Here is a 14,027-nt window from a genome sequence, read left to right on the forward strand (position 1 = left end):
TATGTCTTAGGTGGCATGGCCGAGCTCGCTGCAGGTCCGCAGCATGTCGTCGGAACCCGCGTCATTGGCGAGAATGGCAAACAGATCGTTGTCGCCCGCCATGGCCGATTTCTTCTTGGACTCCAGCACCAGCACCGACTGCACCGACTGATGGTCGCATTTGCGATAGTGCTGCGGGCCCTTGGTCAGATCGTATTGCAGTTTCTCAAGGGCATCGACCACCTTGTCGGTGTCGGTGCCGCCGGCGGCCTGCATGGCGGCCAGCAGCGATCCGACGCCGGAATAGCCATAGGCGCCGTAATCGGTCGGAATCGCACCGCCATTGGCGGCCTTGAATGCCGCATTGAAGGCAGCAGCCGTCTTGCTTTGCGTCTCCAGGCCCCAATAGTAGTTGGCGCCGCCGACCACGCCCTCGAACACGTCGGGGCCAACGGCGAGCCGCTGATTGTGCAGGATCACGGGGACGACGATCTTCATCTGCTGCTTCACGCCGAAATCCACCGCCTGCTTGATCGCATTGGCCTGGTCGCGGCCAAAATTTGAGATGCAGAGCACGTCCGGCCGCATCGACATCAGGCGCGGCATGAAGGTGGAGTAGTCGGCAGCACCGAACGGATGCAGGATCTCGCCGACATTGTCGGCCCCGATCGCGGCCTGCGCGCGCTTGAAGCCGCGCAGCATCTCGTGGCCATAGGCGTAATCCGCCACAAGGTGCGCGACCTTCATGCCCTTCTTCAGCGTCTGCCGAGCCACGGCCGCTGTCGTCATGTGCGGGTTCAGCGCCTCGTGGAAGGTGTATTTGCTGAAGTCCTTGGCTTCGTTGATGGTGTCGGACTGGCTGATCGACACGTAGATCACGCCGCGGGCGCGCGTGACCTCGTTGACTGCAAGCTGCACGGCGCTGGAGAGCGCGCCGACCACGGCATGCACCTTGTCCTTCTCGATCAGCTCCAGCGTGCGGGTTGCGGCTTCGCCGGCGTTGAGCTTGTCGTCACGGACCAGCAGCTCGACCTTGCGGCCGCCGATGCCGCCCTTGTCGTTGACGAGCTTGACGGCGAGCTCGGCGCATTTGACCTGGTCGCGCGCTTCGGCGGCGAACGGCCCCGTGAGCGGCGTCGGAAAACCGATGCGGATCGTCTCGTCCGCAGCGCGGCCGAGCCGGGGCATGGCGAGCAGTGCCGCGCCGGCCGAGAGGCCAACGAGCGCGGTGCGGCGGGTTATCTTTGGGGTCGGACCGGATTTGGGCATGATTTCCTCCAACTGTCTTTTTTCTAGAATCGCTTCAGGGCTTTCAGGACCTTGGTGGGCGTGATCGGAATCGAATTGATGGTGGCATCGAATGGCGCGAGCGCATCGTTGACGGCGTTGAGCACGCAGGCGGACGCCGCCGCCGTGCCGGCCTCGCCGACCCCCTTGGCGCCGAGCACCGTGTCGGCGGTCGGCGTCTCGACATGGGCGATGACGATGTCGGGCATCTCCATCGGCATCGGAACGAGGTAATCGGCGAGCGAGCCGTTCATCAGCTGGCCGGTCTCGCTGTAGCGGCATTCCTCGAACAGCGCGGCGCCCAGTCCCTGCACGATGCCGCCGCGGAGCTGCTCGTCCACCAGCATCGGATTGATGACGCGGCCGCAATCCTCGACGATGAAATGCTTCAGCACCTTGATGAAGCCGGTCTCGACATCGACCTCCAGAGAGCAGCCCTGGATGCCGTTGGTGAAGGCGAAAGGATAACCTTGCGGCGCGAAGTGATGGCTCACGGTGAGCTGCGCCTGGGTACCCGGCGGCAGCGTGTCGGAGCGGAAATAGGCGATGCGTGCGATCTCGGCGATCGGCATCCGCTGGTTCCGGGTCGCCGCGTCAATCACCTGCCCATCGATGATGTCGAGCGCTGAGGGCTGCTCCTGGAGAATGAGTGCGGCGATCTCCAGGATGTTGCGCTTGAGCGCCCGCGTCGCCTGGAGCGCGGTCTCTCCGCCAATGCCGGCACCGCGGCAGGCCCAGGTGGCGCCGCCATGCGGTGTCACCTCGGTATCGCCGGTGATCACCTTGACGTGCTCCTGCGCGAGGCCGAGCTGATCGGCCACGATCTGGCTGATGATCGCCTCGGTGCCCTGCCCCTGCTCGGTGACGGAGATCAGGCAGCGCACCTCGCCCGAGGGCGTCAGGCTGAGAATGGCGCCGTCTTGCGAGGAGATGCGCGCGCCACCAACGCCATAGAAGGCGGGACTCGGATTGGTGATCTCGACGAAGGTCGCAATCCCGATGCCGCGATAGACGCCGCGCTTGCGCAAGTCGGCCTGCTCGGCCCGCAATGCATCATAGCCCATGATCTCGCGCAGGCGCTTCAAGCAGGCCTGGTGCGAAAGCGCCTCGAAGCGGTAGCCGGTCGGTGAGGTCTGCGGATAGGCATCGTCCGCGATGACGTTCTGCGCGCGGATGGCGAAGGGGTCGAGGCCGAGCTTGGTTGCTGCCATATCGACCAGCCGCTCGGTCACGGCGCAGGCGATAGGATGGCCGACGGCGCGATACTGGCTGGTCTGCACCTTGTTCTGGAAGATCACCTCCAGCGTGGCGCGGTAATTCTTGAACCGATAAGGCGCGCCGATCAGGCGGATCACCTGATTGCCCTCGACCACGCTGGTGCGCGGATAGGTCGAGAAGGCCCCGATTGCCGTCAGGTCCAGCACGTCCATCGCCAGGATCTCGCCTTTGGCATCGAGCGCCATGCGGGCGCGAACGCGGTGATCGCGCGCATGGATATCGGAGACAAAGGACTCGATGCGGTCCGCAACATATTTGACCGGACGGCCGAGCAGGATCGACAGGCCGACCACTGCCATGTCCTCGTGATAGACATGCAGCTTCATCCCGAAGGAGCCGCCGATGTCGGTCGCGATCACGCGGACACGTGCCTCGGGGATGCCGTAATGCCGCGAATAGAGGTCCTGAAACTGATACGGCGTCTGCGTCGCGTGATGCACAGTGAGCATGCCAGCGGACGGATCGTAGTCCGCGACGATGGCGCGCGGCTCCAGCGTCACCGCAGTGTGGCGGCCGAATGTGATTTCCTCTTCCACGACGTGCGCCGCATGCGCAAAGGCGTCATCGACTGTGCCGCTGTCGAGGTGGGCACGGAAGCAGGTATTGGTGGCACTGCCGGGATTGATCACCGGGCCGCTGGCTTCGCGCGCGCCGTCGATGTCGACGACGAGCGGAAGGTCCTCGTAGTCGACCTCGATCAGTTCCAGCGCGTCTTCCGCGATCGCCCGGCTCTCGGCAACGACGGCCACCACCGCCTGCCCGGCCCAGACCACGCGGTCCAGCGGCAGCGGCAATTGCGGTGCCGAAATCATGCCCTTGAAATGGTCGAGCGTGCCGGTCCAGGGCGTGCAAATCTTTGCGAGATCGACGCCGGTCGCGATGAGATGCACGCCTTCGAGCGCGAGGGCCTGCTCGGCATTGATCGCGACGATCTTCGCGTGCGCATGCGGGCTGCGCAGGAACGCGACATGGAGCATGCGCGGCAGCTTGAGGTCGCTGACATAGCGGCCACGTCCGGCCAGCAGCCTCTTGGCGTTCGGGCGCGGTACCGACCGGCCGATATAGGAGTTCGGACGATCGAGCGAGGTCAGCGGCGCGCTCATTTCGTGCCTCCACCTTGGTCACGCGCTTGCGCAACGGCCTCGATGGCGTCGACGATCGCTTCATAGCCGGTGCAGCGGCAGTAGTTGCCTGACAGCGCGTCGCGAATCTCCTCGCGGCTCGGCTGCGCTACCTGCGACAACAGCTCATGGGCATTGACCAGCATGCCCGGTGTGCAGAAGCCGCATTGCAGTGCGTTGCGACGATGGAATTCGGCCTGGAGGTCGGCGATCACGCCGGTCTCGGAAAGGCCCTCGATGGTGTTGATTGTCGCGCCATCGGCTTGCACGGCGAACATCAGGCAGGAATGCACTGCGCGGCCGTCGAGCTGCACCAGACAGGCTCCGCAGGCGCCCATCTCGCAGCCGGCATGCGTGCCCGTCAATTCCAGTTCGTTGCGCAGGCAGTCAACCAGCGTCTCACGCGGCGCGACCTCACAGGCGACCCTACGGCCGTTGACGGTCAATTGAACCCGCACGGTCTCGTCCGCATCATCCAGCAAGGTTTGGTCGAAGCCGCTCATGCGCCCTCACCGAGACGTCCGAGCATGCGGCCGAGCAGCACGCGGGCGAGATGCAGCCGCATCGCCGGCGGCACCTCGTCGCTGTCAGGCGGCGCGAGATCGCCTTCGAGCGCGGCTTGGGCTGCGGCGATACGCTCCGCCTCCAGGCTCGATCCGATCAAGGTCGCCTCGGCGCCCTTCACCCGCGTTGGTGTATTGCCGACCGAGAAGAAGGAGATACGGATGTCGTCAACGCGTTCGCCGGTGAAAGTCGCAAGCATGCCGCAGCCGACCAGCGCATAGTCGCCGCGCCGTCGCGCCAGCTCGTCGAACGCAAAGCGCTGATCGGCCTTGAACAGCGGGACGTAGACCGCAGTGATCAGCTCGCCGGGCTGCAAGGCGGTCTCGAACAGATCGAGGAAGAAGTCGTCGGCCTTGACGCGGCGGCTGCCGGACGGGCCTGCGATCTCGATCTCGGCATCGAGTGCCAAGGTCATGGCCGGAAATTCCGACGCTGGGTCGGCCAGCGCGACGCTGCCGCCAAAAGTGCCGCGGTTGCGGATCGCGGGATGGGCCACGAACGGTGCCGCGGCATGCAAGAGTGGCGCGAACTCGGCAATCAACGGTTCGCTCAGCATCTCGCAATGGCATGTCAGCGCGCCGATGCGCAAGTAACCGCCGTCGCGCCTGACGCCGCGCAGCTCGTCGATGTGGGTGATGTCGATCAGCAGCCGCGGCGCCTGCAGCCGCAGTGACAGCGCCGGTACGAGGCTCTGCCCCCCGGCGATGAAGCGCGCGTCATCGCCGGCGCGCGCATGAGCATCCAGCGCCTGGTCGATCGTCGCAGCACGAAAATAGCTGAAAGCCCTCGCCTTCACCGCCGTTTCCTCGATATCCATCGGCTCATCAGCCGGGATGCCAGATTTGTAACCATCTGGTCTCAAAATCCTGACACGCCGCCGAAGGCCGGTCAACAGGAAATGACCATTTGGTCACAAATGCACCTTGGGCTATGAAGGCTTTGAGACGTGCGATTCAGCGACGAAATGGCCCGAAAAGCGCAGAAAACGGCAAAGCGAACGGTCCGGAAGCGGACCGACACCGGCAGCAAGTCCGCGCCAAAGCGCCGCAACATGCGCGCGGCCGACCGCGAGCGCGCGATCGTAGACGAGGCGATCCGCTTCTTCGCCGAGCATGGCTTCGAGGGCCAGACCCGCGAACTGGCAAAACGCATGGGCATCACGCATTCGGCGATCTATCGCCACTTCCCGAGCAAGGAGGCGCTGATCGAGCGCGTGTACCAGGACGTCTATCTCAGCCGCTGGTCGCCCGATTGGGGCCCGATGATCCGGGATCGCTCGCTCTCGCTGGAGGCGCGGTTGACGCGCTTCTATCTCGACTATGTCGAACGTGTGTTCGAATACAATTGGGTTCGGATCTTCGTCTCATCGGGCATGAAGTCGTTCGGCATCACCGGCCGCTATCTCGACATCGTGCGCCGCGAGATCATCGAGCCCGCTGCAGCGGAGCTGCGCCACGATCTGAACCTGCCGGATGCAAAGGCCCATCCGCTGAGCGAGCGCGAGACCGAGCTGTTCTGGGGCCTGCACGGCCGCATCTTCTATCTCGCCATCCGCAAGTTCGTCTACGAGACGCCGATCCCGTCCGATCTCGACGCCATCGTCCGCGACGCCGTCCAGACCTTCATGGACGGCGCGAAGTCGGCGATGCCGAAGCTTTTTGGTCAGTAATTGAGACGCGCACATGCGGCGATCGATGCGCAAGCAACGAGCGCTCGAAAATCTTGGTCGCTCGATCGCGGCAAGAATTCCCGTTCCGTCAAACCCGCCTCCGGCTCAAGTGCCTGGATATCCTGTCAGCTGATCTCCTGCCGTACCCTGGCCGCGGCGTCGCACATCGCCTTCAGCTTCCCGAACGCAATTGCGCGCGGCATATACTTCATGCCGCAATCGGGCGCGGGAACCAGGCGGTCCGGCGACACATATTTGAGGCCGTTGCGGATGCGGTCCGCGACGGTATCGACGCTCTCGATCGCGGGGTCCGCGAGGTCGAGCACGCCGAGCATGATCTTCTTCGACGAGAGATCCCTGAGCACGCCGAGATCGAGCTTCGGCTGCGCCGCCTCGATCGATATCTGGTCGGCAATGGTGTCGTCGAGCTCGGCAAGGAAGGAATAGCCGGCCGGCTTGTTCGAGCCCGGCACGACCGCGGCATAGCCGAAGCAGAGATGCACGACGGTCGGCACGGTGATGCCGTGCAAGGCGCGGTTGATCGCCTTGACGGCGTAGCGTTTGGCGAGCTCGGGATTGTTGCGCACCCAGGGCTCGTCGAGCTGGATCACGTCGGCGCCGGCCTTTTGCAGATCGAGCGCCTCGGCATTGACGGCCTCGGCGAGCGCCATCGCCAGCTCTTCCTCGTCCTTGTAGAACTCGTTCTTGGCCTGCTGGCTCATGGTGAACGGACCGGGAAGCGTGATCTTGGCGGCGTGCTCCGTGTTCTTGCGCAGGAACTGCATGTCGTGCAGCTCGACCGGTCCCTTACGCTTCACCGGACCGACGACGCGCGGCACCGGGGTCTGGGTGTTGCCGGTGCGCGCCACGATCATCGCGGGATTATCGCCATCAATCCCATCGAGCGCGGTAGCGAAGCGATTGGAGTAGCTCTCGCGACGGATCTCGCCATCGGTCACGATGTCGATGCCGGCGCGCTCCATGTCGCGGATCGCGACGATGGTGGCATCGTCCTGCGCCTCCTGCAGGTGCTCCGCCGGCAGCCGCCACATGTCGTGCAGGCGGGTGCGCGGCACCACCTTCGACAGCATCGCGCGATTCACCAGCCATTCCGGCTGCGGATAGCTGCCGACCACGGTGGTCGGCAGGATATGCGTTGGCATGGGCATGGAGGTCTCCTTCTTATTGTTGTCGAAAGCGTTGTTCAGGCCGCGCGCCCCTCGTCCTTGACGGGATTGCGTAGGATGCCGATGCCGGAGATCTCGATCTCGACGGTGTCGCCACCCTTCATCCACAGCGGCGGTGTGCGATAGGCGCCGACGCCGCCGGTCGTGCCAGTGACGATGACGTCGCCGGGCGCGAGCTCGGTGAAGGTCGAGCAATAGGCGATCAGGGCCTGGACGTCGAAGACGAGGTCGGAGATCGGCGCCTTCTGCACCTCGACGCCATTGAGGCGCGTGATGAGCGTCTGCTTGGTGACATCGGTCAATTCGTCGGTCGTGACCATCCAGGGGCCGAAGCCGCCGGTGCCGGCAAAGTTCTTGCCCGGCGCAAATTGCGAGGTGTGGCGCTGCCAGTCGCGGATGCTGCCGTCATTGTAGCAGGCATAGCCGGCGACATGGCTCAGCGCGGCCTCGCGCGAGATGCGACGGCCGGCCTTGCCAATGATGACGGCCATCTCGCCTTCGTAATCGAAGCGCTCGGATTCCAGCGGCCGGATCATCGGCTGGCCGTGGCCGACCTGGCTGTTGGCAAAGCGGGTGAAGATCATCGGATGCGCCGGCGTCGGGTGACCGCTTTCGGCCAGATGCGTAGCGTAGTTGACGCCGATGCAGAAGATCTTGTCGGGATCGGGAATGGTCGGCAGCAGCGCAACATCCTGCAGCGCGTAGTCGGGCTTCTCGCCGGCGAGTTTCTTCAGCTCGTCGAGCGAACCTTTCGCAAGCAATGCCTTCAGCGTCGGATAGGCCTTCAGGCGCTTGCCGGCGTCGATGACGCCGTTGTCGGTGACGATGCCATAGCTCGGGCTGCCGGCGATCGTGAAGCTTGCAACTTTCATCAGTCAAACACTCTCTTCGATGGAGGATACATAGTCGTCGATCGGAAGTGCGATCTCGCCGCTGCGGATGGGAACGCATTGGGGCGGGAAATCATGGCGGAAGCGGGCGCCGGCCGCCTCAGCGCGATCGAGGAACCGCTCGAGATGCTCCATCGCGCCGGTCGGCAGATCGTGCAGCACCATCAGCGTCCAGGGCTGCCGGCCGCACTGGTCGAGCGCGCGCTCGGTCCAGCCGTCGGGATCATCCCAGTCGCGCGGAATGGAGTTCCAGAGCACGCAGCTGTGCTTGTTGCGGATGAGATGGTCGACGACGGACGGCTTCAGCAGTCGCGTATCGAGATTGCCGCCGCCACCGAATGGCCGGAACCAGCGCTGCGGATGCGCGAGATCGCCGATCGCAACTTGCGTCCGGCCGATCTCGTTCTCTGCCGTGTTGCTGTCCTTCTGCTCACCGAGCGGAATGCTGTGCGTAAACGTGTGATTGCCGATCCAATGCCCCTCCCCGTGCGCACGGCTCGCGAGCGCACTCCGTGTGGGATCGGCGAGCTTCTCACCGATGACGAAGAAGGTGGCCTTGATCCCGCGCTCGGCGAGGATGTCGAGCACGCGCGGCGTCACCTCGGGATCGGGGCCGTTGTCGAATGTCAGGGTCAAATCGTACACGCGGATACCTCAGGTCGCCGGCTGCATCGCGCCCGACGCGATCTCGTCATTGGCCTGACCGGCGCGGGTGCCGGTCTGCCAGATCGCCGCCTTGCGCTCGATCCAGCGGATCGCAGCGTTGAAGGCGATGGCGAGGAACAACACCAGCAACACGCCCGCGAACACGTGCGGGCTATCGAGGATGGTGCGGTAGCGCGAGATCAGATAGCCGATGCCGGCCGAGGAGATCAGCATCTCCGAGACGACGACGCCGACGATGACGAGCGCACCGCCGACGCGCAGGCCGGATAGCACGGTCGGGATCGCCGCGGGAATGATGACGCGGACCAGCCGCTGGCTCAGCGTTGCGCCCATGCTGCGCGCGGCAAGCAGCAGTTGCGGATCGATGGTCTGGATGCCGGCGGCAGTCGCGAGCATCGTCGGCAGAAAACCGTAGATCGAGGCGAACGCGATCTTGGATTCCGAGCCCATGCCAAGCCAGACCGTGAAGACGGGGTAGAGGATCACGAGCGGCACCGCATAGAGGCTCGACACCATCGGCATGATCAGCACGCGCGGGCGCGGCAGGCTGCCGACGATGGCGCCGAGCAGGATGCCGCCGCCGCAGGCGAACGCCATCGAAACGACGACCTCGTAGAGCGTCACTGCGAGCGCGTGACCATATTCGGCTGCGTCCATCCATCCCGCCATCAGCGTGGACGACAGCGACGGCAGAAACAGCTCGGGAATGAGAGCGGTGCGCGGCAACAGCTCCCACAGAGCAATCAGGCCGATCACGATCAGATATCGCAGCGTTTTGGCGCTCATCTCCGCCTCACGCCGATTTGCGGATGTGCCGCCAGATGCGATCACGCAACGCACCGAAAGCATCGCCACTCAGCATCTCGTAGGTGCGGGGCCGCGGGAGCTGGACCTGGAGATGGTCGACGATGCGGCCGGGCCGCGCCGACATCACGATCACCTCGTCGGCGAGATAGACGGCTTCGGTGAGGCTGTGCGTGACGAACACGACGGTCTTGCCGGTCGCCGCCCAGATGCGCAGCAACTCGTCGCCCATGGTCATGCGGGTCTGCTCGTCGAGGGCGGCGAAGGGCTCATCCATCAACAGCACCGGCGGATCCTGCACCAGCCCGCGCGCGATCGAGACGCGCTGCTTCATGCCGCCGGAGAGTTCATGCGGATGGCGTTTGCCGAAACCTTCGAGCCCGACCAGCTTGAGCGCATCTTGCGCCTTGGCCCGACGCTCCGCCTTGGGCACGCCGCGCAGCGCCAGCGGAAACTCGACATTGTCTTCCGCCGTGAGCCACGGAAACAGGCTGGCCTCCTGGAACACCACGCCGACCCGGTCGGGGTCGGGCTGCGGAATCGGCGCGCCGCTGATGGTGATGGTGCCTGACGTTTGCTGGCGCAGGCCGGCCATCATCATCAGGAGGGTCGACTTGCCGCAACCGCTCGGCCCGACCAGCACGACGAACCGTCCCGGCTTGATCTCCAGCGAGACGTCGTCGAGCGCGACGACGTCCTGCGACCGGGTCTTGAACACCTGGCCGACATTCTTCACCTCGATCGCGCCGGCCCGCGCGGCGGGTTTCAATGGGGTCACGTTCGCCAATGGCTGCATCGCGTTTCCACCCATCTGACAAGTTCGTTGAAGGTCATGGCAATCGCCGCCACCATCACCACGCCGGCGAGGAGCTGCTTCATCTGGAAATTCTCGCCCCAGGTCGCGATCTGGTGGCCAATGCCGTCGCGCGAGGCGTACATCTCGGCAAGGATCACCCCCGTCAGGTTGAAGATCATGGAGATCCGCAAGGCCTCCAGCAGCACCGGCAGCATGCTCGGCAGATAGACACGAAACGCCGTCTGCCATGGCGTGGCACCGTAGGAGCGCGCCACCGTCAGATGCTCCACCTTGACCGACTCCACCGCCGTCGTCGTCGACATGATCACGATGAAAATAGTCGAGAAGAAGCCGAAGCCGACCTTCTGGGCAAAGCCGACGCCGAACACCAGGATGAACATCGGCAGGAAGATCGACTTCGGGATGCTGAAGGCAAAGAACAGCAGCGGCTTGGCGACATCCGCGAAGTAGCGGTTCTCGGCGACCAGGAAGCCGATCACTGCCCCGAAGGGCACGGCCAGCGCGAACGCGGCCAGCACCTCGGTCGCGGTCACCATCAGATCCTTCTGGACGGCCGCGCGCTGCAGGAGATCGCCGAGCGTCACGAACGTGTCGGACGCCGACGGCAGCAGGCGCGGATTGACGATGCCGGTGCGCGACAGCATTTCCCATAGCGCCAGGATCGCGACGATGATCGCGATCCGCGCGAGGTTGATGGCGAGCGAGCCCTGCATCGCTGCTACTTGGTCGGGACGGGTTTGAACTTGGTCGAGATGACGTCCTCGACCGGCACGATGTCCTTGAGGCCACCGAGCTTGGCGAGATCGAGCGACAGCTGCACGGCCGCATTCACGCCAGCGGCGCCCATATCACCGCTGGTCTCGAGCTTCATGATCGTGTTGTCGTATTCGAGCGCGGCGATCTCCGGCGGCATTTCGTAGAGCTCGGCGATCAGCTTGACCGTGACGTCGCGGTTGGCACGCATGAACGCGACCGCGCCATAGAGCGCGTTCACCGCCTTCTGCACCAGCTGGGGCTTTGCATCCGCGAATTTGTCGAGCACGATCCACCCCGCCGTGAGGTTCGGCGGAACCGCGGTCGCGTAATCGAGGATGGTCCTGGCTTCGCCGGACTTCGAGATCTGAAAGCTGAGCGGCGAATAGACCACGGCCGCCTCGACGTTGCCGGCCAGCAGGTTCGGCACCAGGCCACCGCCGCCGACGGGAACGCGGGTGAAATCGATCTTCTTGTCCTGGATGGTCCACAGCGCGAGCAGGTCGGATCCGGAGCCGGCCGCGGTGATCGCCACCTTCTTGCCGTTGAGATCCTTGACGTCGAGCGTCGATTTGGTTGGGACCATCAGCTGCCACCCGAAATTGCCCATCGCGGCATTGGCGACGATGCGCGACATCACGCCCTTCTTGCGGCCGGCGGAGACCAGCGACGGCGGATCGAGGATGATGTCGGCAGCGCCCGCGGCCATGCCTTCGAAGGTCTCGGCGCCGCTACGATAGATGGTCAGCTCGGCCTGGATGCCTTCCTTCTCGAACAGCTTTTGCCGCACGGCCGTCTCGGCGATCGTCGTCGGCCAGTACGTCTTGGTGGGCAGACCGACGCGAATGGTGTCGGCGGCGCTCGCAGGGCCGGCCAGCATTGCGGCGGCAACGAGCGACATGAACGCATGACGGCGATTGATCTTCATTGTTTCCTCCCGGACTGTATTTTTTTGTGCCGAATTTCTAGGGATCGTCAGGACGAGCGGCTCACCTCCGCAATGCGCGAGGCGGCGAGCTCGACGAATTCTTTGGTGATGCCAAAATGCTTTGATAAGGCGCGAACTGCCGCATCCGCGTCGCGCTTCACCACGGCGGCGACGATCGCCTTGTGCTCGGCCTCGACGTCGCGCGGCTTACTGCCGAGCTCGCGACGGATCGAGAGCCGTCGATAGCGCTCACTCTGTTCATGCAACACATCACGGAAGCCGAGCAGCCACGGCGAGCCGCAGGCATTGACCAGCGCACGATGGAAGATGCGGTGACGGATCACCCATTCCTCGTAGTGCACGGTGGGATCATCAGGATAGTGATAGGGAACGGCCTTGAGATCTACCCAGGCGGATTTGACCGACGCGAGCCAGGCATCATCGCCGCGCTCGATGGAGCGGCGGAGCGCAAGGCCCTCGATGTCGATGCGCGTCTGCGTCACGTCGGCGAGATCGGCGAGCGAGACCGGGCTAACGCGAAAACCGCGCTGGTCGGATGCCTGCACGAGACCGTCGGCGACGAGACGCGACAATGCCTCACGCACGGCGGCAAGGCTCACGGAAAACTGCTTTGCGAGGCCTGCGATATGCAGCTTCTGCCCCGGCAGCAGCCGCGTCGCCAGGATGTCGGCGCGCAGGCGTTCGTGCAGCGCCGACGTCAGGCTGCGCGGACCATCTCCGGGGCTTCCGGACAACTGGAACTGAAGCGGACCCATGCCGGGATGATTGCAAGGGAGGGCGTGCGGGTCAATAGAAAATCGAAAATCGATTTTTTGGTCGTTCCGCTATCGCGTGCTCGACGTCCTAGGAACGAGCGGCTCCGGACGGCGCGACGTCGAGGCGAACGGCGACACCGTTCAGCTCAGGGCTGGGTGCCGGGTAAAGCTTCATGACCAGCGGATCGTGGCCGGGGATGATGTGGTCCGCGCTGGACGCTGCGGCGCGCAGCTTGTCGAATCCAACCAGCATGTCGCCGACATGAAACGCCGTCGTGAACGGACGCTCGCTGGTCATGTTCTCGTAGAAATGACTGACATCGGAGGCGAGCACGACGGGGCCACGTCGGGTGTTGACGCGGACGAACTGAAGGCCGGCGGAATGGCCGCCGGCAGCATGAACGCTCAGTCCGGGCGCGATCTCGGCGTCCCCGTCGTAGAACAGCACCCGCCGCGCGTAGTTCAGCCGCACGATTCCGCAGATATCCTCGACCTCGAAGGAATGCGACAGGCGCGGATAGTGCATATAGCGCCCGGTGGCGTAGGCAAGCTCGCGCTCCTGGAGATGAAAGTGCGCATTCGGAAACCGGTCGAAATTGCCGGCGTGGTCGTAGTGCAGATGCGTGAGGATGACGTCCTTGACGTCGGCGACGTCGACATCGAACGCGGCCAGCGTCTCCACGGGGCAACGCAGGAATGTCCGCCTGCGCTGCTTTGCGATTTCGCTGTTGAACCCGGTGTCGATGACGAAGGTGCGCCCGCCGCCCTTGGCCAGCCACATGAAATAGTCCATCGGCATCGGCCCGTCATGCGGGTCGCCACCGATGAAGTGCTCGCTCCGCTGCGCATCGCGGGTGGCATAGCGGATGGCGAAGAGCTCGTATTCCGGGTCAGCCATGGGGCTCTCGCTCAGGAACCGGCCGCGTCGACCTCGTTAAAGGCCTCGCGCGCGTTGCGGAAGGCGTCGATGCCGGCGGGCACGCCGCAATAGACGGCGACCTGAAGCAGGATCTCCTTGATCTCCTCCTTGGTCAGGCCGTTTTTCAGCGCGCCCTTCACGTGCAGCTTCAATTCGTGCGGACGGTTCAGCGCGCCGAGCATCGCCAGATTGACGATCGAGCGCGTACGACGGTCGACGCCGGGCCGCGTCCACAAGGCACCCCAGCAGAACTCGGTCGACCATTCCGCCATCGTGCGCGTGAACTCGTCGGCACCGGCGATCGACTTGTTGACATAGTCCTCGCCGAGCACCTCCTTGCGAACCTTGAGGCCTTTTTCGAACAGTTCGGTCTTGCTCATGATCGTCCC

At 64.4% G+C, this 14,027-nt stretch carries 15 protein-coding genes; 1 reads left to right on the forward strand and 14 read right to left on the reverse strand.

Features of this window, described 5'->3' with window-relative positions:
• Nucleotides 1-6: 6 nt before the first annotated feature.
• Genes FOM02_RS36980 through FOM02_RS36995 form a run of 4 tightly spaced genes read right to left on the reverse strand, consistent with a single transcriptional unit; the run spans nucleotide 7 to nucleotide 5,025 of the window.
• Nucleotides 7-1,248 carry an ABC transporter substrate-binding protein gene (locus FOM02_RS36980; protein ID WP_027564098.1) on the reverse strand — a complete coding sequence of 414 codons (1,242 nt, stop codon included), beginning with the start codon at nucleotides 1,246-1,248 and terminating at the stop codon, nucleotides 7-9.
• A 23-nt stretch (nucleotides 1,249-1,271) separates the two neighbouring features.
• Nucleotides 1,272-3,647 carry a xanthine dehydrogenase family protein molybdopterin-binding subunit gene (locus FOM02_RS36985; protein WP_027564097.1) on the reverse strand — a complete coding sequence of 792 codons (2,376 nt, stop codon included), beginning with the start codon at nucleotides 3,645-3,647 and terminating at the stop codon, nucleotides 1,272-1,274.
• Nucleotides 3,644-4,168 (reverse strand): (2Fe-2S)-binding protein, encoded by a 525-nt coding sequence (locus FOM02_RS36990; RefSeq protein ID WP_027564096.1) that lies wholly within the window; start codon nucleotides 4,166-4,168, stop codon nucleotides 3,644-3,646. Before FOM02_RS36990 ends, FOM02_RS36985 begins: the two co-directional genes overlap by 4 nt.
• Nucleotides 4,165-5,025, reverse strand: coding sequence for an FAD binding domain-containing protein (locus FOM02_RS36995; RefSeq protein WP_027564095.1), 861 nt, complete (start codon nucleotides 5,023-5,025; stop codon nucleotides 4,165-4,167). The genes FOM02_RS36990 and FOM02_RS36995 overlap by 4 nt, the downstream gene beginning before the upstream one ends.
• Before the next feature lie 255 nt (nucleotides 5,026-5,280).
• Between FOM02_RS36995 and FOM02_RS37000 the strand changes: the two genes are divergently transcribed.
• Nucleotides 5,281-5,898 (forward strand): TetR/AcrR family transcriptional regulator, encoded by a 618-nt coding sequence (locus FOM02_RS37000; RefSeq protein WP_027564094.1) that lies wholly within the window; start codon nucleotides 5,281-5,283, stop codon nucleotides 5,896-5,898.
• Between the two features lie 125 nt (nucleotides 5,899-6,023).
• On the opposite strand, the gene FOM02_RS37005 is transcribed toward FOM02_RS37000, so the two are convergent.
• The 10 genes from FOM02_RS37005 to FOM02_RS37050 form a co-directional block, all read right to left on the reverse strand.
• Nucleotides 6,024-7,067, reverse strand: a complete 1,044-nt coding sequence (locus FOM02_RS37005; protein ID WP_199820262.1) for a cobalamin-independent methionine synthase II family protein — start codon at nucleotides 7,065-7,067, stop codon at nucleotides 6,024-6,026.
• Between the two features lie 35 nt (nucleotides 7,068-7,102).
• On the reverse strand, nucleotides 7,103-7,957 hold the full coding sequence (locus FOM02_RS37010; RefSeq protein ID WP_027564092.1) for a fumarylacetoacetate hydrolase family protein: 855 nt from the start codon (nucleotides 7,955-7,957) through the stop codon (nucleotides 7,103-7,105).
• A gap of 3 nt (nucleotides 7,958-7,960) precedes the next feature.
• Nucleotides 7,961-8,620 carry a polysaccharide deacetylase family protein gene (locus FOM02_RS37015; RefSeq protein WP_027564091.1) on the reverse strand — a complete coding sequence of 220 codons (660 nt, stop codon included), beginning with the start codon at nucleotides 8,618-8,620 and terminating at the stop codon, nucleotides 7,961-7,963.
• 9 nt (nucleotides 8,621-8,629) lie between these two features.
• Nucleotides 8,630-9,427: an ABC transporter permease gene (locus FOM02_RS37020; RefSeq protein WP_265440865.1), complete on the reverse strand. Its 798-nt coding sequence runs from the start codon at nucleotides 9,425-9,427 to the stop codon at nucleotides 8,630-8,632.
• Nucleotides 9,428-9,434: 7 nt separating this feature from the next.
• The gene (locus FOM02_RS37025; protein ID WP_051378397.1) at nucleotides 9,435-10,241 is read right to left on the reverse strand and encodes an ABC transporter ATP-binding protein; all 807 of its coding nucleotides are present in this window, start codon (nucleotides 10,239-10,241) and stop codon (nucleotides 9,435-9,437) included.
• The gene (locus tag FOM02_RS37030; protein WP_027564088.1) at nucleotides 10,220-10,975 is read right to left on the reverse strand and encodes an ABC transporter permease; all 756 of its coding nucleotides are present in this window, start codon (nucleotides 10,973-10,975) and stop codon (nucleotides 10,220-10,222) included. Before FOM02_RS37030 ends, FOM02_RS37025 begins: the two co-directional genes overlap by 22 nt.
• A gap of 5 nt (nucleotides 10,976-10,980) precedes the next feature.
• Complete coding sequence (locus FOM02_RS37035; RefSeq protein ID WP_027564087.1) at nucleotides 10,981-11,943, reverse strand: ABC transporter substrate-binding protein; 963 nt, start codon at nucleotides 11,941-11,943, stop codon at nucleotides 10,981-10,983.
• 47 nt (nucleotides 11,944-11,990) lie between these two features.
• Nucleotides 11,991-12,719 (reverse strand): GntR family transcriptional regulator, encoded by a 729-nt coding sequence (locus FOM02_RS37040; protein ID WP_027564086.1) that lies wholly within the window; start codon nucleotides 12,717-12,719, stop codon nucleotides 11,991-11,993.
• Between the two features lie 88 nt (nucleotides 12,720-12,807).
• A complete protein-coding gene (locus FOM02_RS37045) occupies nucleotides 12,808-13,617 on the reverse strand; it encodes an N-acyl homoserine lactonase family protein (protein WP_027564085.1) in 810 nt (269 codons plus the stop codon).
• An 11-nt stretch (nucleotides 13,618-13,628) separates the two neighbouring features.
• Entirely contained in the window at nucleotides 13,629-14,018 is a 390-nt protein-coding gene (locus FOM02_RS37050) for a carboxymuconolactone decarboxylase family protein (protein WP_008557256.1), read from the reverse strand.
• Between the last annotated feature and the right edge of the window lie 9 nt (nucleotides 14,019-14,027).

This window comes from Bradyrhizobium sp. SEMIA, assembly GCF_014844175.1.
Classification (GTDB): Bacteria; Pseudomonadota; Alphaproteobacteria; order Rhizobiales; family Xanthobacteraceae; genus Bradyrhizobium; species Bradyrhizobium arachidis.